Here is a 26,423-nt window from a genome sequence, read left to right on the forward strand (position 1 = left end):
TGAAAACTGAAGTGACAAATAACATCACACCTTGGCCGGCATGGATGATAAATACAAAATCATTTACCGGTCAATAAACGTTTATTTTTTATGGATAGGAGAAAATTTATCCAAAAGGGAAGTCAGATGGTGTTGGGTTCCCTCGCCGTCCCGGCATTCGTTTCCGCCTGCACGGGGACAAACAGCGCAAAAGCCGTTAACGACACAAAAGCCCTTTTAACCGGGAACGACGAACTATCGAAAGTCTATTTTACCAAAGAAATTACTCCCGAATCACTGATGAGGATTTACCAGTCGCTTGGGCGTAAGGCGGTGGGACAAAATGTGGCCGTCAAGGTCACGACCGGTGAACCGGGAGGCCATAACTTCCTGAAACCTTCCTTTATGCGTGATTTTGTTCAATCAGTGAATGGCACGATCATCGAGTGCAACACTGCGTATGGCGGGGGGCGCGCCTCAACGGAAGACCACCTGAAAGCCGCTCGTGACCATGGCTTCATGGACATTGCCCGTGTGGATATCATGGATGCCGACGGCGAGGTGGAATTACCTGTCAGGAACGGAACCTGGCTCAAGCACGATATCGTAGGGAAGAACTACCTGAATTACGACTTCACGGTGATCCTCTCACACTTTAAAGGACATGCCATGGCAGGTTTCGGTGGAGCGATTAAAAATATGTCCATCGGTATCGCCTCGTCGCACGGCAAGGCATGGATACATTCTGCGGGAAAAACCACAGACCAAACCGAAGTATGGAATGATCTTCCCCCGCAAGATGATTTTCTGGAGGCGATGGCAGAAGCCGCAAGCGCCATTGCCGATCATGCGGGAGATAAGATTATTTATATCAGCGTGATGAATAATCTTTCTGTAGATTGCGACTGCGACTCAAGTCCGGCGGATCCGGAAATGGGTGACGTGGGCATCCTTGCCTCGCTCGATCCGGTAGCGCTCGACAAGGCTTGCGTGGATTTGGTGTATGCCTCTCCCGATCATGGCAAAATCCATTTGATCGAACGCATGGAATCACGCAACGGAATACATACACTGGACCATGCTGAAAAAATGGGTATGGGAAGCCAGAAATACAAGCTGGTGGATATTGGATAATTGGAGTAGGTTATAGAATGGAACATTCAAAAACATCTCATTATTCAATACTTTATATTTTTGAACAGCACCCTGTTTTCACGCGCTTCGTTGAGCCGTGTTAATATTTTCTCCCGGCTATAATCAGAGAAATCATCATCCCCGCTACCGGTAATCAAATTGAGCAGGTCTCTTAACTCCTGGTCCGAGAATTGTTCCATGATCTCGTCGAACGGTTCTTTGGAGCCAATTTCAAAGCGGATAAAGGCGAGCCTCGATTTCGCTGTCGGGAAATCGGGTGCTATTTCCAGTAATTCCTGAAGATACCCGGCAGCTTGTTCATATTTCTCCTGCGCCACACTGATGTTCGCCAATCTGTCCAACACATCTTCATTGCCCTCTGAGGCAAGGGCAGCTTTCATATACGCTGTTTCGGCCGCGGCAAAATCTCCATCATGAAAAGCCAGTTCTCCTTCCAGCATAAAATAATCAATGGATTCTCTTTCAGCTTCCGGGATTTGGGCGAAAATCTCTTTCGCGCGTTCATAATCATCCTTATTGAGGTAAACAAAAGCCCGTTTGGCCATAATACCTTCACTTCCCAACGCCGCTTCCCTCTTGTCAATAAGATCCATCATCTTGTCATACTGCTCCATAGCGCTGTAGGCTTCCAGCAGAGAATCATATATGGATTCGTCATCGGGCGATTTGCCGAGACACTCCTCAAAAAGGGCGATAGCCGCCTCAAGATTATCATTCAGGTAAAAAGACAATGCTTTCATTTTCAGCACGTTCACATCATCCTCATGGATGGTAAGCGCAAAATCAAAAGCATCCACAGCCTTGTCATGCTGCTCATTCATGGAATAGAGCTTGCCTATATTCACCCATCCGTCATACGAATAGGGATCAATATCGAGCAGGCGGTTGTTATATTCTATGGCCTTCTCCAAGTTTCCCTTCATCTCGTAAGCGTAGGCAAGATCGACAATGGCATCACTGTTGGAGTCATTGATCTTCATGCTCTCTTCGAGAAACGAAATGGCGCGGTCGAACCGATCCACATCATTGAACATATATCCCAGTTCAGTAATGAAAAAATAGAGATCGTCGATGGGGAGTTCCTGTTTCAGCGTGCTATTAATAAGTTGGTTGGCATCACCCTGTTTTCCGAGATGCAACAGCGCCTCAATCTTCAAAAGTGCCAGATCGACCTCGCCATTGTCCGAGATCCACTCCATATAATCGAGTGCATCCTGGTACATCTCCGAATAGACAAGGAGCTTTGCCTTCATCAGCATCAATTCGGGGCTGCCGGGATGCATCCTCAGCCCTTCATTAATGAGCTCTTCCGCCTCCTCGTCATCGCCTTCCGCGTTGTAGTACTCAGCAAGCGTGACGAACTCGTCGGCATCGAAATATATCTTCCTGCCCAGTGCGCGCATGTGTTCGTACTTCTCAATCAATGAATGTATGTCCAGTTCGCTATCTTCCATTTAAATCTCCTGCAGCCGTAGAATGTAGCCGCCTAATAAAACCGGTGATTACTTTTTCCAAGAATCCTTAAGAGCAACCGTACGGTTGAATACCAAGGCATTTTCCGTAGAGTCTGCATCCACGTTGAAATAACCGATCCGTTGAAACTGGAAGCTGTCCGGCGATTTTGCCTCTTTCAGGTATTCCTCCACCTTGCACCCTTTTTTGACGATGAGTGAATCGGGATTTAACAATTCCCTGAAATCTTTCTCTTTTTCACCTGCCGGATCCTCCACCATAAAAAGACGGTCATATAGTCTTACTTCCGCATCCAGACTGTGAGGCACAGATACCCAGTGAATGGTTCCTTTTACTTTCCGGTTCGAATCGGGCATACCGCTTTTCGTCATCGGATCATATTCAGCATACACCTCCGTCACGTTCCCGTCTTCATCCTTTGCGCAACCGGTACATTTCACGATATAGCCATTTTTCAGGCGCACCTCATTACCGGGTGTCAAACGGAAGTATTTCCTGGGCGCCTCTTCCATGAAATCATCGCGTTCTATCCAAAGTTCACGGCTGAATTTCACTTTTCTGCTGCCCATAGTTTCATCTTCCGGATTATTGATGGCTTCCATCTCTTCCACTCTCCCTTCGGGATAATTGGTAAGGATCAGCCTGATGGGATCAATGACACCCGACACCCGGATCGCACGGGCATTGAGATCCTCACGCACCGCGTGCTCTAATAGTGACACGTCATTGATGGCATCGTATTTGGTATAACCTATCTTATCTATGAATTTCCGGATTCCCTCCGGAGTATATCCTCTGCGGCGCATGCCGGTCAGCGTCGGCATCCGCGGATCATCCCATCCCGAAACCAGTTTTTCCTGTACCAGTTGCAGCAGTTTACGCTTGCTCATCACCGTGTAGGTGAGATTCAAGCGGTTGAATTCGGTCTGCCGCGGACGGTAATCACTGTCGGCCAGTTGATCGAGGAACCAGTCGTAGAGCGGGCGGTGCACCTCGAACTCCAGCGTGCACAGCGAATGGGTCACTCCTTCAAAATAATCGGATTGCCCATGCGCGAAATCGTACATCGGATAAGCTTTCCACTGTGTACCGGTACGATGGTGGGGAATATGGATCACCCGGTAGATAATGGGATCACGGAAATGCATGTTCGGTGAAGCCATATCTATTTTGGCTCGCAGCACCATCTTCCCTTCGGGGATCTCTCCGCTATTCATCCTTTCAAACAGTTCCAGCGACTCCCCGGTGGGTCGGTCGCGATATGGACTATGGGTTCCCGGTACGGTGGGTGTTCCCTTTTGTCGGGCAATTTCGTCGGCGGACTGTTCATCCACGTAGGCCTTGCCCTCTTTGATCAACTGCACGGCAAAATCCCATAACTGCCCGAAGTAGTCGGACGCATAATAGACGTTTTCCCAATGAAAGCCCAACCATTGTATATCTTCCATGATGGAATCCACATACTCCACATCTTCTTTCACCGGATTGGTGTCATCGAAGCGGAGATTACAAATACCGCCATACCTTTCCGCAATACCGAAATCGAGGCAGATGGCTTTGGCGTGTCCGATATGCAGGTAGCCGTTGGGTTCGGGCGGGAACCGTGTCTGTACACGTCCACCGTTTTTCCCTTCCTTCAGATCATTTTCCACGATCTGTTCTATAAAATTAAGGCTTTTCCTGTTCTCTTCCACCGTGGGTTTCTCTTTTTCCAACATACGACCGGGTTCTTTTCTCTATTAATAATATTCTCTGTACTCTTTTTTCAACGCCTCATAGGGTTTTACTCATTCAATAATGAATCCTGATAGCATACATCCATCTCGTTCCGGGGACTTATACACAGGTTTATCCACCCTTCAGGTTATAACCTGCAAATTTAGTGAAAATTTCATTATGGAAAAGGTCTTCCTCTTTATATTCTCTCTTCGGTTGATTTCGATTCCTCTCAGACCGAAACAAACGGCACATCATTAAAAGGTTCACAAAACAAGTAAGGTGGGTTCCTCACCCATAACAATCACGACACCAGGAGACCCGCATTCTTAAAAATATTCCGGGCGTTCTCCAGTCGTTCCCGCGATAATGGAGGCGTGTTTCCCAGCCGGTATTCCATTCCGAGCTGTTCATATTTGCGGGCACCCATATCATGATACGGCAGCAGTTCCACTTTTTCGACGCAGCGATAGGGGGCAAGGTAATCGGCTGTTCTTTTCAATAACTGGTCATCATCTGTCCATCCCGGCACAATCACATGGCGGATCCAGGTGGGTCTGTTTTTTTCTTCCAGATAATGGAGGCATTGCAGCGTATTGTCGATCCTCGCCCCGGTCAGTTTTTCATGCTGCCGGGCATCGATCGATTTCACATCAAGCAGCACCAGATCCACGCTATCGAACACCTTGCGCACCACTTGTGAGGCGATGGCTCCGGAAGTATCGAGCGCGGTATGAATGCCGCTTTCTTTGCACAAGGAGAAAAATTCGAGCAGGAACTCCGGCTGCAGGAGGGGCTCTCCACCGCTGACAGTCACGCCGCCTTTGGCTATGAAACTCTTATAACGAAGAACTTCCGCCAGCAGCTCTTCAGGGGAAAGGAGGTATTTTCCACTTTGCTTCGGGTCCCATGTATCGGGGTTATGGCAATAAAGGCAACGTAAAGGGCAGCCTTGCAGGAAAACCACAAAGCGGATGCCCGGCCCATCGACCGTACCGAAACTCTCCAATGAATGAATCCGTCCTAACATGTTAAAAGTATGCCACCAAGGCGTCCCTCTGACGCTGTTTTGTGACCCGTTATGGCTCTCGTATGCTAAAAGAGTGGCACTCGCTCCGCTTCGGACAGCCGCTCTTTTTATGCTCACCGCGGGCCGCGGGTACCCCGTAAAACAACTAAAGGAGTCCGCCTTAGTGACAATTATGTAAAATCTATAGTGAATGATTGATCGTCCTGGAGATCACATCCAACTGTTGCTCTTTGGTCAGCTTCACAAAATTGACCGCGTAACCCGAAACACGGATGGTCAGCTGCGGATAATTTTCGGGATGATTCATCGCATCCACCAACAGCTCCTTGTCGAACACGTTCACGTTGAGATGTTGTCCGCCATCCGAAGTGAAGTATCCATCGAGCAGGCCGACCATATTGGTTATTTGCACGTTCCGCTCCCTTCCAAGCGTTCCCGGAGAAACGGCAAAGGTATAGGATATGCCGTCGTGCGCGTGCTGGAAGGGCAGTTTCGCCACCGAAGCCAATGCGGCCACCGCTCCTTTGGTATCGCGGCCGTTCATGGGGTTCGCACCCGGCGCAAAGGGTGTTCCGGCAGCGCGGCCGTCAGGTGTTGCTCCCGTCTTCTTTCCATATACCACGTTAGAGGTGATGGTAAGGATAGATTGTGTGGGAATGGCATTCCGGTATGTTTCGTGTTGACGGAGATATCCCATGAACTTGCGGGTAATATCCACGGCGATCTGGTCTGTCCTGTCATCGTTATTTCCGAAAGGCACATAATCGCCTTGCCGTTCGAAATCCACGGCAATACCCCGTTCGTCGCGGATCACTTTCACCTTCGCATCACGGATCGCCGCGAGGGAGTCGGCCACGATGGAGAGCCCCGCGATACCCGTCGCCCGGATACGTTGCACATCGCCGTCGTGAAGCGCCATCTCAAAAGCCTCATACGCGTATTTGTCGTGCATATAATGGATGATCTTCAAGGCGTTGACATATACTTTTGCCAGCCAGCGCATCATCTGCTCGAATTTCACCATTACCTCATCGTAATCAAGGTACTCCGATGTGATAGCCTCAAACTGAGGCGCCACCTGCACACCCGATTTCTCATCGCGTCCGCCATTGATGGCATACAACAGGCACTTGGCCAGATTGGCGCGGGCGCCGAACAGCTGCATCTGTTTCCCTATCTTCATCGGCGATACGCAGCAGGCAATCCCGTAGTCATCACCATAATCGGGACGCATCAGGTCGTCATTCTCATACTGGATGGCAGAGGTATCCACCGACACTTTCGAACAGAATTTCTTCCAGTTCTCGGGAGAGTTTTGCGACCAGAGCACCGTCAGGTTGGGTTCCGGAGCCGGCCCGAGGTTATAGAGCGTATGAAGGTAACGGAACGAAGTCCTTGTCACCAAAGTACGTCCGTCCACGGTCTGTCCGCCCAGCGATTCGGTCACCCATACCGGGTCGCCCGAGAAGAGGTCGTTATAATCCGGTGTGCGCAGGAAACGCACGATACGCAGCTTGATGATAAGCTGGTCTATCAGTTCCTGTGCTTCTTCTTCAGTCAGTAAACCGGCTTTGATATCTTTTTCGATATAAATGTCAAGGAAAGTGGAAGTACGTCCGATCGACATGGCTGCCCCGTCCTGGTCTTTCACCGCCGCGAGGTAGGCAAAGTAAAGGAATTGCACGGCTTCGCGGGCGTTCTTTGCCGGCTCGGTCACATTGAACCCATATCGGTCACACATTTTCTCAAAAGCTTTCAGCGCTTTGATCTGTTCAGATATCTCTTCGCGGCGCTGTATGATATCTTCGGTAATTTCCTGGATATCGAGGCGTTTCAGAAAATCTTTCTTTTCCGCAATCAAAGTAGTTGTCCCGTAGAGGGGTACCCGGCGATAATCACCGATAATACGTCCGCGGCCGTAAGCGTCTGGTAATCCGGTAATGATAGCCGAACGGCGGGCGGCGACCATCTCCTCGGTATAAGCAGAGAAAACACCCTCGTTATGGGTTTTCCGGTATCGGGTATAAATCTCTTTGGTCATGGGATCGAGTTGATAGCCATAGGCGTTCAGCGCATTCTCCACCATGCGGATACCCCCTTTGGGGAAGATTCCCCGTTTGAGTGGCGCGTCGGTCTGCAAACCGACGATCACTTCGTTATCCTTGTCGATATATCCCGGGCCGTAGGTGTCTATCTCCTGCGGATATTTGGTTTCGGCGTCATACACGCCTCTGGCTTGCTCTTCCTTGAACATTTCCGTCAACTTGTCCCAGACTTTGCGGGTACGTTCTGTGGAAGAAACCAGGAAACTATCATCACCCTCATACGGCGCATAGTTGTTCATAATGAAATCCCTCACATTGATTTCGTTTCTCCAGACGTCGCCTTTAAAGCCTTTCCAAGATTCATGCTGATTATTCATCGTTGATCTGTTTATTTTGTAATGTTGATATATTGTATTTTTAATGATGTGTATCCGTTTTGTGCGGTTGACGAAGGAACAGGTACCAATAGACCGTTCCGACCAGTAGCATGCCACCCACAATATTGCCGAGTGTCGCGGGAAACAGGTTTTTCGAAAGGAAACCGGCCCAGGTGATGTCGGCACCGCTATATATCGCCGCCGGAATGAAAAACATGTTGGCCACAGAGTGTTCGTAGCCCATCACGACAAAGATCATGATGGGGATCCAGATAGCCATGCTTTTCCCGGTGATGTCCTTCGCGGTGTATCCCATAAACATACCCAGGCATACCAGCCAGTTAGCCGCGACACCTTTCACGAATACACGCGCGAAATCCTGATTCACTTTTACTTGGGAATAATGATGCAGGTAAGATTGCCAAGGTTCCTTATCGAATAAACCCACATTGGCCGATAATACGAAAGCGATGAGTTGCGCTCCGACGAAATTAAAAAGATAGGAAAGCAGCAGTGTTTTCACCACTTTCACCACCGATACATCCCGCTTCAATAAGGGGAGGGTCAGACCGGCACAATCGCTGGTGAACAGATCGGCTCCGGTGACTGAGACCATGATAAGTCCCACCGGGAAGAGCGCCCCTGCCACAAATTTCACCAGTCCCGGATTAGTACTGCCGGTTTCCGGCATTCCGCCGGCGACCATCACAGTCAGCAACCCTCCGAGCGCGATAAACGCCCCGCCAAGGATAGCCACAATAGCAAAATGTAGAAACGGGAGTTTCGACTTATTAATCGCTGTGATCCTGAACGCTTCGGCAGCTTCTGCCGGAGTATAATAATTCATATTGCCTTCCTAAAACATAAACCAAGACCGGTAAAGCGCTTTATCGCAAGAAAAGTATTTTCCGTATAACCCTTCACAATCTTAATCCAATCGGATGCAAAGATACGATTTAACCATTGATTGTGGAAATATTTCCACAATGAATTTCAAATAGATCACCTGCGCCATGCAAGCGACTATAAACGCAGCGAAAGCGTTCCCCTTGCGATGTCTTAATCACAGACCCTTTGGGTAATGGCAATTATCCTATTGATACTCTGGCGTAAGGCACCACGTCCGGCCCACAAAATTGGTTATCCAGATATTTATAATATCCGGAAATGGCGACCATGGCGGCATTATCGGTAGTGTACGCAAATTTCGGAATATGGATCTTCCATCCCTGACGGCGGCTATATTCTTCAAAAGCAGCCCGCAGACCCGAGTTGGCCGATACCCCTCCGGCTACGGCCACCTCTCTTATTTGCAGGTCTTTGGCTGCCCGGTGGAGTTTGTCCATCAGGATATCGATAATGGTCTTTTGTAGCGACGCGCAAAGATCTTCCTTGTTGTTTTCAATAAAACCGGCGTCTTTTTTCAACTCATCACGAAGAAAATAGAGGAACGACGTTTTCAAACCGCTAAAACTGTAATCATAACCCGCGATATGCGGTTTGCTGAATTGAAACCTGTCGGGGTTCCCCGATTTAGCCAGCCGGTCTACCACCGGGCCTCCCGGATACCCCAGCCCCATCACCTTGGCGCACTTGTCGAAGGCTTCTCCCGCGGCATCGTCGATGGTCTGCCCCACGATCTCCATATCGTCATAAGCCTTCACCAGGATGATCTGTGAATTGCCGCCGGAAACCAGCAGGCAGAGAAAGGGAAATTCGGGTTGATTGGTATCATTTGCATCCTCTTTGATAAAATGCGCGAGCACATGCGCCTGAAGATGGTTGATCTCGATCATTGGAATATCCAATGCCGATGAGAAGCCTTTGGCGAATGATGTGCCGACCAGCAATGAGCCCAACAGTCCCGGTCCCCGAGTAAAAGCCACAGCCGAGACCTCCTCTTTGGTGATGGCGGCCTGCTTCAGCGCGTCATGCACTACGGGGATGATGTTTTGCTGGTGCGCGCGTGAGGCCAGTTCCGGCACTACGCCACCATACCGTTCATGGACTGCCTGACCGGCAATCACGTTCGAGAGGATCACTCCGTCGCGGATAACGGCAGCGGAAGTATCATCACAGGAAGACTCTATACCTAATATTGTAATCATCTGGTTCAATGGTTGTACGAATTACTTTGTAAATTTAGCTGTTTTCCACGCTCAACAGGGTCAAAACCGGTTTCAACCCTCTGTCTACTTATCGGGAACATCCGGCGGTTGTATGAGGCGATTCACAGGAACCCAAGGGAATAACACTTATGTGTTGTTTGCTGTTCTCCGGAATTTTATATTTGTAAGCACGATGGCAAAGAGGATAAGGAATACCCCTACCCATTGAAGCGCCTGCACATTTTCCTGAAGGATAAAACTGGAAGAGACCACCGCGACGGGCAACTCTGCCGCGCTAAGGATAGCGCCCAGCGAAACTCCGGTACGCGGTATGCCGAACGAAAAAAACAGAGGAGGAATAACGGTTCCAAGCAATGCCAGCATCAATCCCCATTTATAAAGTCCGTCGAAAAACAGTCCGTCAAACAAAAACAAGGGTGGAAAAATCATCCAGGTGACCATACAGGAGCCGGTAATCATCAATGCTCCTTTTTTCAAAACCGGCAGATCATTCCCCACCCTGCCACTTGCTATCAGGAACAGGGCATAACAAAACGCGGCCAAGAAGCCAAATCCTATCCCCTTTATATTTAAAGTCACAGCCTCGTTAAATATACCTGCCGCGAACACCGTGCCGACAAGCACTATTGAAGCGGCAACCAGTTGCATTCCATGCGGTTTTTTTCTGAACAGCACCGCTTCCATCAAAATGCTGATCCACAGGTACTGCATCAACAGGATAATGGCAATGGATGCGGGCAACAGTTTTACGCACTGATAGTAGAAAATACCGACCAATCCTGTGAAGATCCCGGCAAAAGCCACTTTCCACCAGGCTGTCCGGCCTGGAGAACTGTTGTCACGGGCAAGCGACCGGAGGGGCTGTTCTCCGCCGGGCACTCCCCGGCCTGCGGAACCGTCCCCGGCAATCCCCAAAGGAGCGCGGCTCCCTGGTCTCCGTGCCCCGGACAAAACCTTTTGCAAGGAATAGAGCGCCCACAACATCACCATTCCCAGGAAAGCCTGGCTTCCGGTTATTTGTCCGAGGGTGTAACCTTCCCCATACGCGTTTTTTACAATCGTCGATAGAACTCCGAAGCTGCACGCCCCAAGAAAAACAAAAATACCTCCAGTGAATTTATTTCGATTCATATCTCTCTATTTCCAACCCGCGAAATCCCCAAACCCATTTCACAAATAGGAGCCGCTTCTTTGATAAAACGGATGCAAAGATAATGGAAAAGAATTTAGTAATTGTTTTTTTAGTATTCCCGCTTATAAAAAATTCATTCAATTATATTTTGTAAATTTGGGGGTAAAGTCGTATTTTTGTAGGTATTAAAAGCCATAAAGAAATGATGGCCACCGATGAATACTTGCAGAAACTTAAGCAATTTAAGTTACAGTATGCCGATGAATATGGCATAGAACGCATTGGAATTTTCGGTTCCGTAGCACGTGGTGAACAGACCGAAAACAGTGACCTTGATATTTATTACGAAGGTAAGTCTTTGGGATTAAAATCATTAGTGAGATTTCCAGCCGAACTCGAAAAAACTTTCGGTATGCCTGTTGATGTAGTGCGTAAACACAAGAACCTGCGCCCTTCTTTTCTTAAACGCATTATGAATGAAATTGTGTATGCATGAAAGGATATTGACAATTGAAACATTGGAGCAAATTGAAACCACGCTCGAAAATCTGCTCAAAAGCACGGCTTCCATTAAAGATATAGATGAATTGACAAAATCCGCCGACGGAATCTTGCGATTGAATGGAATTTGTATGAGTTTTATCATTATTGGAGAAGAAATAAAACGGATTGACAGATATACAAAAAAACAATTTTTGAGCCGCCTGGTCGGAAAAAGCAATAAAAGAAGGGCGGATATATCCGATTAATGAAGTCAGAAATAAATTAGGATTGTGAAGATTATTTGGACGAAACCTTGCCCGTCACCCATTTCCAAAAAGTGGTGTATTTCAATTCCATTTTCGCGGGAAAAGCAAAGGGAGCCGGTATTTTAATGGCCTGCCCGTCGTGGTCCACGGGATAGATTTCTGTTTCGTACCAGCCTCCCGAACGGGAGACATGCAGCGTGTCGGGAACCTCATGGAAGAGGAAACGCACCGGCATGGGGCCTTCCACCGGAGGGGCGCCCGTGATGAAGGCGATGTCGTCCCGCCAATTCATCGCACGTTGCGGTATCCGGGCCGTATAATGCACCTTGCCCGCTTCATCCTGCGCGACGGCGACCTCCATGGAAATTTTCGGCTGGTAGGGGACAAACGCCGCAATGCCCGTCAATACTAGCAGCGAGGCTACGATCATGACGGTGCCGTACCGCACCAGCGCCGGCGGCATCCGCCCGATAATGTTCCGCACCTTCTCGCTGCGCAGTTCTATTGACCTGTCTTCATCCATTCAATTAACATATTAGGCACATTAACATATTGCCATATTAGTCTCATTAATTTCCCAGTTCCAACTGGTTTTTCACCAATTCGTAATATTTTCCCCGTTTGCGCGTGAGTTCCTCGTGCGTGCCGGTTTCGGCTATTTTACCGGCATCCAACACTACAATCTGGTCGGCATTCTTCACCGTGCTCAGGCGGTGCGCCACCACGACCACCGTCTTGTCCCGGTAGAAGGCTTCGAGGTTCTCCACGATGGCGCGTTCATTGTTCGCGTCCAGCGAGTTGGTCGCCTCGTCGAGGAAGATGAACGGCGGGTTCTTGTACACCACCCGGGCGATAAGGATACGTTGCCGCTGCCCCTGGCTCACCCCCTGACCGTCCTGGCCGATCTTCGTGTTGTAGCCCAACGGCAGGCGCTCGATGTCTTCGGCTATATTGGCTATGTGGGCGGCATACCGTAATCGTTCCACATCCACCTCGTCGCCCGCCACGGCGATGTTGCGGGCGATGGTGTCGGAGAACAGGTAGCCCTCCTGCATCACCGCCCCGCACTGCGTGCGCCACCAGGTGAGGTTGACTTCCTCCAGGTTGGTTGCTCCGACGGTGATCCGGCCCTCATCGGGAGCATAATAACCCAGCAACAGTTTTACCAGTGTGGTCTTCCCGCTGCCGCTCGCGCCCACGATGGCGGTCACCTTCCCCTGCGGTATAATCAGGTCGATGTTATCCAGCACATAGTCCGGCCGTGCGCCGTCGTATTTGAAGCAGAGGTGCTCAATACGGATGGAACGCTCCATGGGCAATGCCGACACGGTACGGTGCTCGTTCTCTTCGTTGCGCTGCGTGTGGATCTCGTTCATCCGGTCGAGGCTGATGCTCACGTCCTGCCACTGGTAGATGAAGTTCATGATCTGTTCCACGGGGCTGTTCAACTGGCCGATGATGTACTGGATGGCCAGCATCATCCCCAGGGTAAGGTTTCCGCTTATGACGGCGGTGGCCGCCAGCACGGTGACCAGGATGTTCTTCAGCTCGTTGATCAGGATGCCGCCCGCTTCCTGTCCCTGGCGCAGGTTGAGCGACTGCAGGTTCACGTCGAACAGGTCGGCCTGCACGTCCTCCCACTCCCAGCGCTTGCGCTGTTCGCATCCCTGCAGCTTGATTTCCTGCATGCCGGTGATCAACTGGTAGGTCACATTCCGGTTGATGCCCTGTTGCTCGAACATCCTGTAATCCAATATGCGCCGCTTTTTCAGGAATACCATGATCCACAGGCCATAGAGGATGCTGCCGGCGAGGAACACGGCGAAGATGGGCAAGTTGTATATGAACAACACGGCGGAGAAGATCACGAAGGTGAAGGCGGAGAACAGCACGGTGATGGTCTGGTTGGTGAGGAAGTTCTCGATGCGGCGGTGGTCTTCGATACGTTGCAGCAGGTCGCCCATGAGCTTGGTGTCGAAGAACTTCATGGGCAGTTTCATCAGCTTGATGAAGAAATCGGAGATGAGGGAGACGTTGATGCGGGTGCTGATGTGCAGCAGGATCTTGCGGCGGATAAAGTCGATGGCCGTGCGGCTGAACAGCAGCATCATCTGGGCGATAAGCACCAGCCAGATAAAGCCGATGTCTTTCCCGGAGATACCGGTATCTACGATGGCTTGTGTCAAGAAAGGAAAGACCAGTTGCAATATACTTCCGATAAACAAGCCTAAAATCAATTGCGTGAAAAAGCGTTTGTATTTGAGCAGGTATTTCCAAAGGAACTTCAGGCGGTTTTGCGTTGGGGCGGCATCTCCTTCCTGTTCATAAAAGATGCCGGTGGGTTCCAGCAGCAGGGCCACCCCTTTTTCCTCGCCACCCGTGCGGGTGCTGACCCATCGGTCGCAAAATTCTTCGCGGGTGTAGGTTAATAAGCCTTTGCCCGGGTCGGCAACCGAAATCTTGTACCCTTTCTTGTTTTTCCTTATCCCGTACACCACCACGAAATGCTCCTGGTTCCAGTGGACGATGCAGGGTAAGGGAGCTTTTTCCGCCAACCTGTCGAAGGTGAGGCGCCCTCCCACGGTTTTAAATCCTATCTTTTCTGCCGCACGGCTGATACCCAGCAGTGAGACGCCGTCGCGCCCGATAAAGCAGTTTTCGCGCAAGTGCTCCAGGGTGTGGCACTTGCCGTAGTGTTCGGACACCATACTCAGGCAGGCGGGACCGCAGTCCATCGCGTCGGGTTGTTTGGTGAAAGGGAAGAACATTTTTTCTATAGTCTATTTATTTCATTGGTTGCACTTTGGCCTTTATACTTACTCCTTGACGGATTGAACTTATATATAATCTGCAAATTTATTCCTCTAAGATCTGCATCATTCCATTTATTAAAATGTAGAGAAGATGTAGTCATGTCCCACTCTTCTAATGCTGTTCCAAATAAATCCGTTACACTGAATGTAAGATCCACTTTGTCTTTCAAAATAGATTTATTTAATTTTAAATCTGTCCTAAAGGATGATTTGTGCATTTGTAAAGAATTATGTCCCTTTAGGTTCCCCCGAATATTTAGTATAAAGTTAAAATCATTAGGAAGTTGAATAATGTTTCCCCAGCGATAAAAGCAATATGGACGATTATAGTTCACATCTTCATACCTTAAATATTGCTTATTTACACCAAATTCAAAAGCTGGCCTCCATCGACCATATGTTGGCGTAAAACTGATATTTGCATCCAATCGCTCACTATTATCCAAGTTTCGCATAGTAAATAGTGCAATATCTTCTTTATCTTTAAATCGCTCTATTACAAATAATAAATTATCATTAATCTTACTATAGGATATTTCCATTTGTAGATCCTTCCATCCGAAAAGATATGTAAGACTGTTAGTGAACATTGGTTTTAAAGATGGATTCCCACCTTCGTATAAATAGGGATCATTATATGAGACATCACTTCTCAAATTGAAGTAGTTAGGACGTCTAACAGTTGTTCGGTAACTTAAATTCATTTTTATATTGTTAACTTGATAAGACAGAGACAGGTTGGGAAACCAATTATTATAGATACGACTTTGATCTTTCTTAAATTCATCATTATAATAATATTTAAAGTCTATATGCTCATACCTCATTCCTATATCCAGCAAAAGAGCGTTTAAAGTGTATTTGTACGACAAGAAACCTGCAAATAATTCTTGTTTTGCCGTGCTGGTATTGGATGGTAATTCTTCGGCAATTTCTTTATTACGCATTTCGAATTTTTGATTATTACATGTAGAAGAACTTTCAGCTCCAAATAATAAATCAGCTCCAAATAAAGATATCGACATTTGAATTTTCCCCGCATATAAAGAGTAATTTCCTTTATTCGTACTGTTGACTAATATTGACTCATGAGTTTCGCTATCTTCATAATCTGAGGATTGAGAGTTCTTATTAGATCCATTAACATAATCAAAATCAAAACGTAAGTCGGTCTCCTCTTTTAATTTCTTGTAGAAGTACGCATTTAAGTAATCTCGACGAGTTTTCCTGCTCAATACCATTTGAGAGTGAAAATTCTTATCATTCAGGTCATTAATATAATGAAAGGTATTTCCTTCCAGATCTCCTTTAATTTGTGGTCTTTGAGAAAAACTATAACGTATTCCTGTAGATAGATTAGGAGAAGAAGAATAATTCACTCCCGTTATTGCCTCCCAATAATTTTCTGAATATTTCATTACTCTTTCATTATTAGCAATATAAGTCGATCCAGAGGTTAGTACAGATTGATCTTTTTGATTTTGCCTGAAAACGGTTTTGTCATAACTTAATTTGAGGAAATAATCAATATATTTTTTTCTCAAATCAAGATCTAGGTACTCATAATGATCAAAGAGGCGTCTTTTACGAAATAAGGCATATAGAGAACCGCTCAATCCGTCATCTCTGGATTGTCGAGTAGAGATATGAATTACCGCACCAACCGATGAACTATATTCCGAACCTGGAGTTAAAATTACTTTTACTTCTTCAATATCAGAACTTTTCAGGTTTTTTAATTCATCATTATCCTGTAACACGCGGTTGTTTATGTAAATAAGAGGTTCACCTCTTCCAAAGACAATAAATTTACCATCCTCCCCGCTCACGAATGGTAATTGTGCCAAAACGTCATTGGCATTACCAAGACAACTTAAAACAGTATTCTCAATTCTGGTACTTAGACTGTTGTTTTCCATCCTGTATATAGGTCGATACGCTTTGACGATTACTTCTCCAAGCTGCGTAGTGTCACTGAATAGAGTTACTTTTCCAACATTGTTTTGGGTAATGCGCATAAATTCAGTCTTATAACCAATCGAAGAAATTTTTAAAAAGGTATTTTCTTTTATTTTTGAAATAATCTCAAATTCCCCTCGCTTATTAGTTGTTTCACCCGCAATTAAGGATGAATCTTGGATAGAGTGTAATGAAACATTTACAAATTCAATTGGTTGGTTCTCTACGTCTACAACTTTTCCTGATATTTGTGCATTTGCATACCCAAAATTACATAATAAAATAAAAAATAGTAATTTCTTCATTTGTAAGATGGGTTACATTATTTTATGACTACCTCATTTCAAAATCTTTTTCCTTTTCGAGGAATGTTTTCCACAAGATAGTATTCTGTCTAATTAAAGTAATCATCAATATCACTTTTTCTAAAAAGTTCTTTGTAATTTCACATCTGTCAGTTATTGGTTCATTAGTTAATTTTTCAGAGCTTTCGTCGTAAAACATCTGCAGAACACATCCTCCACATAAATTTTGTGCCCAACATTTATTGCACTTCTTATTATCTTTAAAATCAATGGGATAAGGTTGATATAATGATGGTGAATTGAAAATATTTTTGCCATTAATATTGCCTAGACTATGTTTATCCTTGCCATTCAGCATATGACAAGCATATATTGTTCCCTCTGCACTTACAGCAAAAATATCATTAACTATTGGACACATAGGGATTTGTACTTTTCTTGTTATTGCATGAATAAAATTTCGGAATCCTAATGGAACATCGGTGAGATTATTAACAGAAACGCTTCTCTGATCTATATTCTGAGTACAAAAATTGTTTATATAATCAGTATACATATTCTTATCAACCGTTATTTGACCTTCAATTTTAAAATTTTGATACATATGCTTTATGACATCTCTATATGAGTAATTTGCATCAATATGTGAATGAGTGTATGTAGATTCATATTGGACTAAAACTTTAGTTTCTTTCAGTATTGTCTGAATGAATTGTGCTATTCTCTCATAACTTCCTTTTCCATTTTTAAAGACTCTATTCGCATCATTAACATTTTTCGGTCCATCTATACTAACCGTTACAATTGATATATTTTCTTTGATAAACTGAAGGATTTTTGGTGTTAATAGAGTACCATTAGTTATTATACCAAACATAGGAATAAATGAAGATTTACCTTCATAATAATACTCTTTGAATTTTTTACAAATAAAATTCATAGCGTTAAGATTAAGCATAGGTTCTCCACCAAAAAAAATAATTTTATCAACTCTATCAAACTGATTTATGCAAAAATTTACAAAATTTCTTGCAGTATCAATTGTCATCAATGATCTAGATTGATTATAATTTCCACCGTTAGCATAGCAGTATTTACATTTCAAATTACAATCATTGGAAACATGTAATGTAATTCTTTCTATTGTTCTATTACGAGTATTATTTGAGGAGAGATTCTTTTTTGTTTTTGATTTACTAAAAGCTTTTTGTAAAGAATCCACTAATATATCCAATTGTCCTTCAGTACATTTGCACAAGCACATGATTTCTTTCGGACAAGTTCCTACTTTAAGAAGTTGTATAATTTTGAATTGTTTATCATTTAATGCCATAATATCATTGGTAGGATAATAATATGCAATTTTTTGTTCCTTACTTTCAATGAGATGCAGTTTATTAAAATCCATAGTGTTTTAAATAATTTTAAAAATTTATACTTTTTTCAAAATATCTTTTCCCTGAATAAGGATGAAAAGATTTTAAAAGGAAGAAGGGAAATCCCTTCTTCCTCAAATTAGGAAAAACTTTAGTAAGCTTTATCCAGCTCCTTACCTCCACAACTGCATCCAAAACCGAAGCATCCTCCTTCTTTAGGAGTTTCACTACCTCCCTTTATTTTAGAGAGATCTGAGAAATCTAGGGGTTCGATAGAGAACGAATTTACTCCCTTCTTACTCTCAAGTTGTTTTCCTTGTTTAAGTCTTTTAGGTTCCATAATCTTTAATTGTTTATTTTTTTAATTCTTTCCATTCATTTCGCTTTCGGAATGACTTCGGAATTATTATTCACTGAAATTCGATCAGATAACTATATCTTTTTCACGAAATATATCTATCGTGCATACCACAAACATCATAATTTTTGCCTGTTAGCTACTATTCTTCACTGTTCGGGCGGCTTCCGGCAAAATCAGTCATCCCCAAACCCGTGGGTGTTTGAAATTACCGTGTGTTGTGTTATCTTTGCAGTGCCTTTTCTTGTAAGTTTAGTTAAACATTCGGGTTGATTGGTCTCAATTGGGTTGTTTCGCTTTCCTGGCAAGGGAAGGCTTTTTAATGTCCGTACTTACGGTTTCTGAGGCCGCCGGGACAAATTACGCAATCCTGTTCCGACAGTTATCATAACGGTCAGACGTATTCCGGTCAAATCTCAAAATCGCCATACATGGCGCCGCACCCGTTGGTGAACGCGATAGTGTATATTCCCGACGACAGCCCCGAAAGCGGGATAAACGCCTGTTGCTGCACAGAAGTATTTACCGTCGCCTCATATACCGTTTCGCCCACCCCATTGGTGAGCGTGACCAGCAGATTGCCGACATCCTTGTGGAACAGGGCCATGATAATGTTGTCCCGCACTTCGGCCGTAACCACATCACCACCGGAACGAAGACCCGGCCCCGGATCCAGTTTCCCTTTCAAGTCGATTGATTCCGTATCAAGAATACCCTGGCTGTCGGGACAAGCAAATATCCCGCTATTCACCGTAACCGGGAAAAACATCCATCCGGCACACAGTGCACACAATACGATTTTCTTCATTTTCATGATGGTACTTATTATGAAATTTCTGCCTCAAATCTAAATAATAATTTTCTCTTGCGAAACAGGATATTGAGAGATACAAGAATTTAACTACAGCCGTCGACATAATCATCTGATAACCAAAGACAATTACCATAAGGATACAAGACGGTACAAAATTTTAACGAGTGAGGGCTGGGGCCCATCAATGACACACCATCGCGACCGATAAAGCAGTTCCGGCGCAAGTGCTCCAGCGTGTGGCGCTTGCCGTAGTGTTCGGACACCATACTCAGGCAGGCGGGACCGCAGTCCATGGAGTCGGGTTGTTTGGTGAAAGGGAAGAACATAGGCTATAATCTATTTATTTCTTCTTGATTTCCAGATCTTTTATTGAAGTTTATTTTATCTACTCCAAAATTATATGATAAAGTCATTCTTATAAATGTGTCGTCTACAACGTATTTGTGGCTCATTTTCATTTTGCCAATACTCATATGTTTTCTCTCTGAATTCGTATCAAATATATCTGATGCATAAATGTTAAGAACTAACTTATTTTTCAACATGGTTTTTTTTAATCCTACATCAAAACTCCAAAGATTCTCATACCAAGCGATATCAAAATCCCCAAGAATATAATAATTGTAACTTATAAATGGTGTGAAATTTAAAGGTAACGTAATGTCAGAGGTGTGTGTAAAGTAAATTGTTGGTTTCTTCATTAATTTCTCTTTTCCATGATCATTAATAATTAAATGAGGTTTTCGAAAACCAAGCGTCGTCGAAGTAGACCATTTTTGAAAAAAAACTTTCGTAAAACTCGAAGTAACAGAAAAATAGTGAGCTTTACTATAATTTGTAGAAATTATTTTAGTAACTAATGGATTGTTTTCATCTTGTACAAATGCAAAAAATATGGGATTTTTTCTATAAGAATAACTGAAATTTAGAAATAGTGATTTATTATATGAAAACGATAAACCGTAATTTGTAGAAATTGTTGGTTTTAGTTCTGGGTTACCTTGTGAGTATGTATATTCATCAAAATAATATATCGTGGGATTTAAAGTACTATAAGCTGGACGATTTATTCGTTTTGCATATGATAGAGATATACCGAATTTATTCTTGATATCCTTAGAATAGATGATGTTTGGAAAAAATGAAGTATGCGATCTGTCGATTATTTTTATATTATTATTCTCCCCAAATCCTTTATCATTTTCCATTCTTATCCCCGTTTGTAATATACCTGCTTTATTCAAATTAAAAGAAGCAGATACATATGCGGATAACAAATACTCTGCATAAGAAAAGTTATTATTGAAATCCTCGAATTCGATTTCTCTATTATCAAGAGAATTAAAAATACTATTACTCTTGTTTCTGACTTGGGAATATTTAGAGCCCAATCTAAAAGTGATTAATCTATGAATAGGATTTGAATAATCTATTTTTAAAGAATAAATATCAAATTTTATTTTATTAAGATTCTCATAATCATCATGAATGGTTTCATTTATAAATAAGGTATTGTCCTTATTTTTTCGTATGGTATGGTCAGCTAGAACATCAAGTGAATGCCCTACCGAATCAATATTCAAGCGATAATTTAAGTTTAAAGTATTTTGGAAATTGCGTCCATTCCCATGTGATAATGTTTTTAATGGGTTTTCTGAAAAATCTATTATATTATCAGTCCTACTGTCTTGTTTATTGTTCGAAAACCAGCCTATTAACTGAGCTCCTATTTTATGTTTCCATGAAAGATCCCATGTATTTCCTAAGATATAATTAACAGTGTTCCTCTTATTAAAGTTTTCTTTAGAATAATCCATGACTGTTTTATCTGTTTCAGCAGTAGTTTCTCTTAAAAAAGTCTCTTTTGATTTGCTGTTATTTTTATTAAAGAAAACACTTAAATAGGTGGTATTTTCCCCATGTATCGCATTTAATTCTCCACCTAATAATTCACTAAATCTGTCGCTATAACTTACTTGCGTTCTTACACTTCCACTTAGTTTATTAAGGGTATTTGTTTTAGTATATATATGAATAACAGAATGTCCCGTGGCATCATATTCGGCCGTTGGGTCTATGATAACTTCTACTTTCTTTACGTTCGAAGAGTTTAAAATTCGAAGTTCATCATTAGAACGTATTTGTCGACCATCTATGAAAATAACCGCATTATCTTTACCTGCCACAGTGATGTTATCTGAGGCATCAATAATCAGCATAGGTATTCTTTTTAGTACGTCTATACTCGTCCCCAAATCACTTAAAATCGTATTTTCTGTATTCACTATTATTTTTCCATTCTCATTTCTAAAAGTCGGGCGTTTTGCTGTAATTATTACCTCATCTAATTGTTGAGTATCAAGCACTATATTTTTCAGAAAAATATCTGTTCTTTGACTATTAAATTTTATGGGAATATTTGTTTGTTTATACCCTAAAGCTGTAATATTGACTATAATCTCAGATTCTTCAATACTGAACATTTCAAAATATCCATCATAGAATCCTCCACCTTTGATAAATGAGGAATCTGGATTTAATATGGTTATGTTGACATATTCTATAGGAATTGAATCAGAGTCAATTATATAGCCTTTTATAGTGTTTTGTGCTAGAATGGGTTCACTAGATAACACAATTTTAAACAAGAGTAGGAGTAGTGGTACTATTTTGCATTTTCCTTTTTCCATAATGATACTCTAGAAATTTGTTTAAATTATCTTTTCTTGCACTACATAGGTTGAAATTGGCTGCTTCCTTTTTATTCTTTATTCGATGTAAAGGACAACCTCCCATGCATATGGGTAATAGCAAACAGTCTTTACATTTTTCATCGTCGCACCATATTCAGGCAGGCGGGGCCGCGGTCCATCGCGTCGGGTTGTTTGGTGAAGGGGAAAGCATAATTCATTTTGCTATCTGTTCATTTCTTAAACCACTATCATTGTCTTGATTATTCATTTTTTGGTTTTCACGGATTGAGCTTTCCTTCTCGCTTGTGAATGAATAAACAAAACTTACGGTTATTAAATTTTGGAAATTGTTCCAAATTGTTTCCTCTCTAAATTTCAAAATATTACTATTTGAATAAGAAATAATCGGATTTGGATTATGAATATATTGTAAGGCAAATGTAGCTTGATTTTTAGTCCAAGACAATTCTCCAACATAATACGGCATTCTTTTCTCTATAAAATCTCCTTGCAGATTGGTGTAAGAACTTCCCCATTGTGAAAGAAGTTTGAAATTCTTATATGTGAAAGTGGCGCTTATAGAGAGCATTTTTGACCAATCATTGAATGAAGTTCCGTCGTTATTGGCAAATTGGCTATAACCCACCGAAAAATAGGGCTGAATTGTTAGCCATTCAAGAGGCGTCCACCGACTGTTTATGTCCAATGCCGTGTACGACATACTTTCCTTTACATCCCACGTGCGGATTATCTCCGTTCCTTTATCTTGCAACGTAATTAAATAGGGATTTATGAGATAAGAATTTCTGGCGGACGTACTTAAAAAGAACTTCGGCAAGCTCAGTTGATATTGCAAGCGGTTATAAAGCGTATAGTACGGTTTCAGATTTGAATTTCCAATGCTTGCGTATTTATAATTCAGATAAATGGGGGTAGTTGTGAGCGAAGAAATATCGGGCGTGTTTGACTGCAAAAGACTGTTTAATCGAATAGATGATGATTTGCTTAATGCATAACTTGCCGATATGGATGGTTTTAAAACAGTAAATTGTTTTGCGGATTCTTCGCTTGATATGGATTGAATACTATGTTCTACACCAATTTCGGCGTTGTAGTTTATTTTATTTATACTTCCCGACAAGCCTGAATAGGCGTATAGTTTTTGCTGACTTAAACTATATTTGTTTCCTGAGTTATAAGTTTGTTTCAAATTTTTATAGAAATATCGTCCACCTATTGTAAAATTTTGTTTTCTAAATTGCTTATTATAAAAGGCTTCACCAATTACGGAACCGGATGTGTTCTTTATGTCGTTTATATAGGTATAGTTTCCTTGTTCTCCGGGCAGATTACGTGAAAGTTCATTCATCGAGGTAGAATTGAAATGCGTTCCTACCACATTGGCGGTAATTTCCTGCTCATTTGGCAGTGTTTTACTGAAATATAAATCGGTGGAAATGGAATTATAATTACTTTTCAGTAATTTGGATGCTTCTCCGATAATAGGCTCATTGTCATTTTCAATTACGGTAGTTTCCTGCGTGTGGTTTTCTTTTCCCGGATTTATCCGATATGTCGTTTTCGCAGAAAATGTATAATTATTTTCTCTGTGATTGATGTAGTTTACTCTAAAAATATGATATTCCCCCTTGTAACTGCCGGGCAAACCTTTGTAGGTGTTTTTGTAATCCATGCCGTCCAATCTATACTCAAAATTCTGATTGATACGGTTGTCGTCGAGGTTTCTGTAATCAATAAAATAATTCAATGACAATTGATTGTGTTCGTTGTACCACTTGGCATTCACAGTGTTTGTTCCGTATCCTGTAGTAAACGAGTTTTTAGTATTAATCATTCCACTAAAACCCGATGCGTCGGGTGTTCTCGTAATTACGTTGATAACAGCTCCGGCATTCAAATTGGCATAACGAGCAGGAGGTTGTGTGTAATGCTCTATCCTGCGAACATCTTGTGGCTGTATAGACATCAGTTCCTGCTCCGATGCGTTGGTTCCGTTTATCAGAATGATGATTTTTTGATTATCAACGGTTTCTAATACATTAGAAAGAACGTTTAATCTAAATTGGGGCATTTGTCCAATGGCTGATAACGCTGATGCCGATTTTTCTTTAATAGATGCCGGAATGATCAGATTATCTTTAGAACCAAATGATTGTATGATTTGTGCCGATACTGTAATTTCACTCAACTGCGTACTTGAAGCATTGAGAACAATGGTTTGAAATGGTTTGGTAGCAACAATTTCAGGACTATACCCAATCATTGAGAATTTTAAAAAAGTATTTTCCACATCGTTCTCAAATATTGTAAAATTACCTAAACTATCCGTAACCGTTCCTTTTTTCAAAATAGAATCAGGTAATGAATATAATGCCACATTAACGTATTCTATAGGTATAGAATCCGAATTTTTTACAATACCTGTAATTTGTGCATTTAAAATTACAGTGTAAATAAAAAAGAAAACCAAATATCCTACCTTTTTCATATATCAAAGATAACTTCTATAATTTAGACGTAATACATTTTAGAATCTTACATTAAACTCAGATTTCCTTGTGATCGAATTTTCATATTCGTTATCTATAAAGTTTTTTAACATTTTGTTTATTGACATATCTAAGGAATCCATTTTACAATAAAATTTGGTTTTGTCTTTTTTGTCATAATTACGCGGGCACATTCCCATGCAGATTGGTAGATATTTACAAATTACACATCGCTGGTTCATATTTACATGAAAATCTTTTTCAAAATTATCACGCCAAACTATTTGTCCATTATCTTGTAAAACTCCTGGCGGATTTTTACTAAATAAGTCATCATGTGCCGTACATTTTACAATCGTCCCGTCATAATTTATAGCATTATAATGACTCTTTTCTACGTAGCATGTAATAAAATTATTTATTAAATTCAACCTTTGAACATTGTAACCCGCATCTTGAAAGCCATCCATTAATTCATATAAATTGAATTGTATATCTTTATCTGTTTTCTCTTGCCAAACTTTTCTAAATAATATCAAGATTCGCCTCCTGACATTTTCATTTACATGAGAATTTATTTGTTCAATAATATCTGCATCTAAATTATGCTTGGTGTAGTTAATTCGCAACAATATCTGTAAATCATCTTTCATGTTTAGTAGGTTATTTATGTTGCTCAATGTGGTGTCAAAAGCAGAATTTGCATCGTCTTGATACTTAACAGAATTGTGTAAATCTCGTTTGCCATCGAGCGTAATATGAAATCTACTAAAATTCAGAATATTTAAGCTGGACAATAATTCTTCTTTTATTAAGAAACCATTAGTTGTGGCAGTATTATAAAATGGGATATCTGCTTTTTCACAAGCAGTTAAAGCATATTCAGAGATGGGTACTATCACTTCTTTAAAAAACATAAAAGGCTCACCCCCAAACCATTCTATATGGAGTGATAATATTTTATCATGCTTTATTTTATAATCAATGTGGTTTTTTATTTTTTGTATCGTGGATTCCGACATCACAGAAGGAATATGATCTTGGATGCAATACCAACACTTAAAATTGCAATTTAAAGTAGGTAAAATAATAAGAAAATAATCTTTCGATTGGATACTTTCTTGTCGTTTTTTTTTAATCAACTCGAATTCGTCCATACTATTATCAATCAAAAAACCTTTAGTTTTTAGATTCTCATAAAGTTTTGGTAAAAGAATTTTCATTTCACTAATTTTATAGGGATCACAGATAACTTCCTCTAACTTTTTACCCAAGTTCCTTTCTATTCGGAAGAAAGTTTTTTTTAATCCTTGAAACCAATAAGAATAATTGTCGTCGTAGAAAATATAATTATATTTACTTTTTTTCATGTGGTTTTAAATATATAAATTAGGGCATTGTTAAGCTACTATAGTTTTTGAGAATATTTCGGAATTTAATATCCTGATAATTAACATAACAAAATCCTGAAAAATTAAAATTCTATACTAATTTAACAATGCCAAATTAAGTAACTTAAGGGAGAGAATATGAAAATCTCTCCCCCCGTTAAGTAGATTTTATTCTACTTCATTAGCACTAATATCACATGCACAGCCTACCACATTATTTGGACATTCAATCTGAATGGTATCAAGTTCAGTATTTACTCCTCCTTTAATATCCAATAATTCTAGTTGGCTCAGCTCATCTTGATTGAAAAATTTATTCTCCATTCTTACTCTAATTTTATTTTTCCTCTACTCATTTCGCTTTTCGAACTCCGCGCCGATGATTCATACAGCTTTATCTGATAGTTATATTTCTTTGT

Annotated in this window: 22 protein-coding genes; 3 read left to right on the plus strand and 19 right to left on the minus strand. The window is 42.2% G+C overall.

What is annotated here, in order from left to right:
* Positions 1-90: 90 nt before the first annotated feature.
* Positions 91-1,113 (plus strand): DUF362 domain-containing protein, encoded by a 1,023-nt coding sequence (locus D7D25_RS16590; RefSeq protein WP_122970043.1) that lies wholly within the window; start codon positions 91-93, stop codon positions 1,111-1,113.
* 44 nt (positions 1,114-1,157) lie between these two features.
* On the opposite strand, the gene D7D25_RS16595 is transcribed toward D7D25_RS16590, so the two are convergent.
* The 7 genes from D7D25_RS16595 to D7D25_RS16625 form a co-directional block, all read right to left on the minus strand.
* A complete protein-coding gene (locus D7D25_RS16595) occupies positions 1,158-2,588 on the minus strand; it encodes a tetratricopeptide repeat protein (RefSeq protein ID WP_122970044.1) in 1,431 nt (476 codons plus the stop codon).
* Positions 2,589-2,636: 48 nt separating this feature from the next.
* Positions 2,637-4,325 (minus strand): glutamine--tRNA ligase/YqeY domain fusion protein, encoded by a 1,689-nt coding sequence (locus tag D7D25_RS16600; RefSeq protein WP_122970045.1) that lies wholly within the window; start codon positions 4,323-4,325, stop codon positions 2,637-2,639.
* A 302-nt stretch (positions 4,326-4,627) separates the two neighbouring features.
* Positions 4,628-5,353 (minus strand): pyruvate formate-lyase-activating protein, encoded by a 726-nt coding sequence (pflA, locus tag D7D25_RS16605; protein WP_122970046.1) that lies wholly within the window; start codon positions 5,351-5,353, stop codon positions 4,628-4,630.
* 181 nt (positions 5,354-5,534) lie between these two features.
* A complete protein-coding gene (gene pflB / locus D7D25_RS16610; RefSeq protein WP_122970047.1) occupies positions 5,535-7,775 on the minus strand; it encodes a formate C-acetyltransferase in 2,241 nt (746 codons plus the stop codon).
* A 40-nt stretch (positions 7,776-7,815) separates the two neighbouring features.
* Positions 7,816-8,622, minus strand: coding sequence for a formate/nitrite transporter family protein (locus D7D25_RS16615; protein WP_122970048.1), 807 nt, complete (start codon positions 8,620-8,622; stop codon positions 7,816-7,818).
* A 241-nt stretch (positions 8,623-8,863) separates the two neighbouring features.
* Positions 8,864-9,883 carry a tRNA (adenosine(37)-N6)-threonylcarbamoyltransferase complex transferase subunit TsaD gene (tsaD, locus tag D7D25_RS16620; RefSeq protein WP_122970065.1) on the minus strand — a complete coding sequence of 340 codons (1,020 nt, stop codon included), beginning with the start codon at positions 9,881-9,883 and terminating at the stop codon, positions 8,864-8,866.
* A 147-nt stretch (positions 9,884-10,030) separates the two neighbouring features.
* Positions 10,031-11,035 carry a DMT family transporter gene (locus tag D7D25_RS16625; protein ID WP_122970049.1) on the minus strand — a complete coding sequence of 335 codons (1,005 nt, stop codon included), beginning with the start codon at positions 11,033-11,035 and terminating at the stop codon, positions 10,031-10,033.
* Positions 11,036-11,238: 203 nt separating this feature from the next.
* On the opposite strand from D7D25_RS16625, the gene D7D25_RS16630 reads away from it, so the two are divergent.
* Positions 11,239-11,532: a nucleotidyltransferase family protein gene (locus tag D7D25_RS16630; RefSeq protein ID WP_122970050.1), complete on the plus strand. Its 294-nt coding sequence runs from the start codon at positions 11,239-11,241 to the stop codon at positions 11,530-11,532.
* Positions 11,525-11,785: a hypothetical protein gene (locus D7D25_RS16635; protein WP_122970051.1), complete on the plus strand. Its 261-nt coding sequence runs from the start codon at positions 11,525-11,527 to the stop codon at positions 11,783-11,785. The genes D7D25_RS16630 and D7D25_RS16635 overlap by 8 nt, the downstream gene beginning before the upstream one ends.
* Positions 11,786-11,816: 31 nt before the next feature.
* Here D7D25_RS16635 and D7D25_RS16640 read toward each other — a convergent pair whose 3' ends face one another.
* The 12 genes from D7D25_RS16640 to D7D25_RS18190 form a co-directional block, all read right to left on the minus strand.
* Positions 11,817-12,308: a hypothetical protein gene (locus tag D7D25_RS16640; protein WP_122970052.1), complete on the minus strand. Its 492-nt coding sequence runs from the start codon at positions 12,306-12,308 to the stop codon at positions 11,817-11,819.
* Between the two features lie 46 nt (positions 12,309-12,354).
* A complete protein-coding gene (locus D7D25_RS16645) occupies positions 12,355-14,553 on the minus strand; it encodes a peptidase domain-containing ABC transporter (protein ID WP_122970053.1) in 2,199 nt (732 codons plus the stop codon).
* 5 nt (positions 14,554-14,558) lie between these two features.
* Complete coding sequence (locus tag D7D25_RS16650; protein ID WP_122970054.1) at positions 14,559-16,862, minus strand: outer membrane beta-barrel family protein; 2,304 nt, start codon at positions 16,860-16,862, stop codon at positions 14,559-14,561.
* Between the two features lie 28 nt (positions 16,863-16,890).
* Positions 16,891-18,270: a radical SAM/SPASM domain-containing protein gene (locus D7D25_RS16655; RefSeq protein WP_122970055.1), complete on the minus strand. Its 1,380-nt coding sequence runs from the start codon at positions 18,268-18,270 to the stop codon at positions 16,891-16,893.
* 119 nt (positions 18,271-18,389) lie between these two features.
* The gene (locus D7D25_RS16660; protein WP_122970056.1) at positions 18,390-18,578 is read right to left on the minus strand and encodes a hypothetical protein; all 189 of its coding nucleotides are present in this window, start codon (positions 18,576-18,578) and stop codon (positions 18,390-18,392) included.
* Between the two features lie 427 nt (positions 18,579-19,005).
* Positions 19,006-19,410, minus strand: a complete 405-nt coding sequence (locus D7D25_RS16665; protein ID WP_122970057.1) for a DUF3244 domain-containing protein — start codon at positions 19,408-19,410, stop codon at positions 19,006-19,008.
* Between the two features lie 83 nt (positions 19,411-19,493).
* A complete protein-coding gene (locus D7D25_RS16670; protein WP_122970058.1) occupies positions 19,494-19,736 on the minus strand; it encodes a cysteine peptidase family C39 domain-containing protein in 243 nt (80 codons plus the stop codon).
* Positions 19,737-19,739: 3 nt separating this feature from the next.
* The gene (locus D7D25_RS16675) at positions 19,740-22,100 is read right to left on the minus strand and encodes an outer membrane beta-barrel family protein (RefSeq protein WP_122970059.1); all 2,361 of its coding nucleotides are present in this window, start codon (positions 22,098-22,100) and stop codon (positions 19,740-19,742) included.
* The gene (locus D7D25_RS16680) at positions 22,051-22,257 is read right to left on the minus strand and encodes an SPASM domain-containing protein (protein ID WP_122970060.1); all 207 of its coding nucleotides are present in this window, start codon (positions 22,255-22,257) and stop codon (positions 22,051-22,053) included. The genes D7D25_RS16675 and D7D25_RS16680 overlap by 50 nt, the downstream gene beginning before the upstream one ends.
* A gap of 60 nt (positions 22,258-22,317) precedes the next feature.
* Positions 22,318-24,612 (minus strand): TonB-dependent receptor, encoded by a 2,295-nt coding sequence (locus tag D7D25_RS16685; RefSeq protein WP_148038968.1) that lies wholly within the window; start codon positions 24,610-24,612, stop codon positions 22,318-22,320.
* Between the two features lie 39 nt (positions 24,613-24,651).
* A complete protein-coding gene (locus D7D25_RS16690; RefSeq protein WP_122970062.1) occupies positions 24,652-25,983 on the minus strand; it encodes a radical SAM/SPASM domain-containing protein in 1,332 nt (443 codons plus the stop codon).
* 189 nt (positions 25,984-26,172) lie between these two features.
* Positions 26,173-26,328: a hypothetical protein gene (locus D7D25_RS18190; protein WP_185140287.1), complete on the minus strand. Its 156-nt coding sequence runs from the start codon at positions 26,326-26,328 to the stop codon at positions 26,173-26,175.
* Positions 26,329-26,423: the final 95 nt, after the last annotated feature.

Source organism: Proteiniphilum sp. X52, from assembly GCF_003712195.1.
Classification (GTDB): domain Bacteria; phylum Bacteroidota; class Bacteroidia; order Bacteroidales; family Dysgonomonadaceae; genus Proteiniphilum.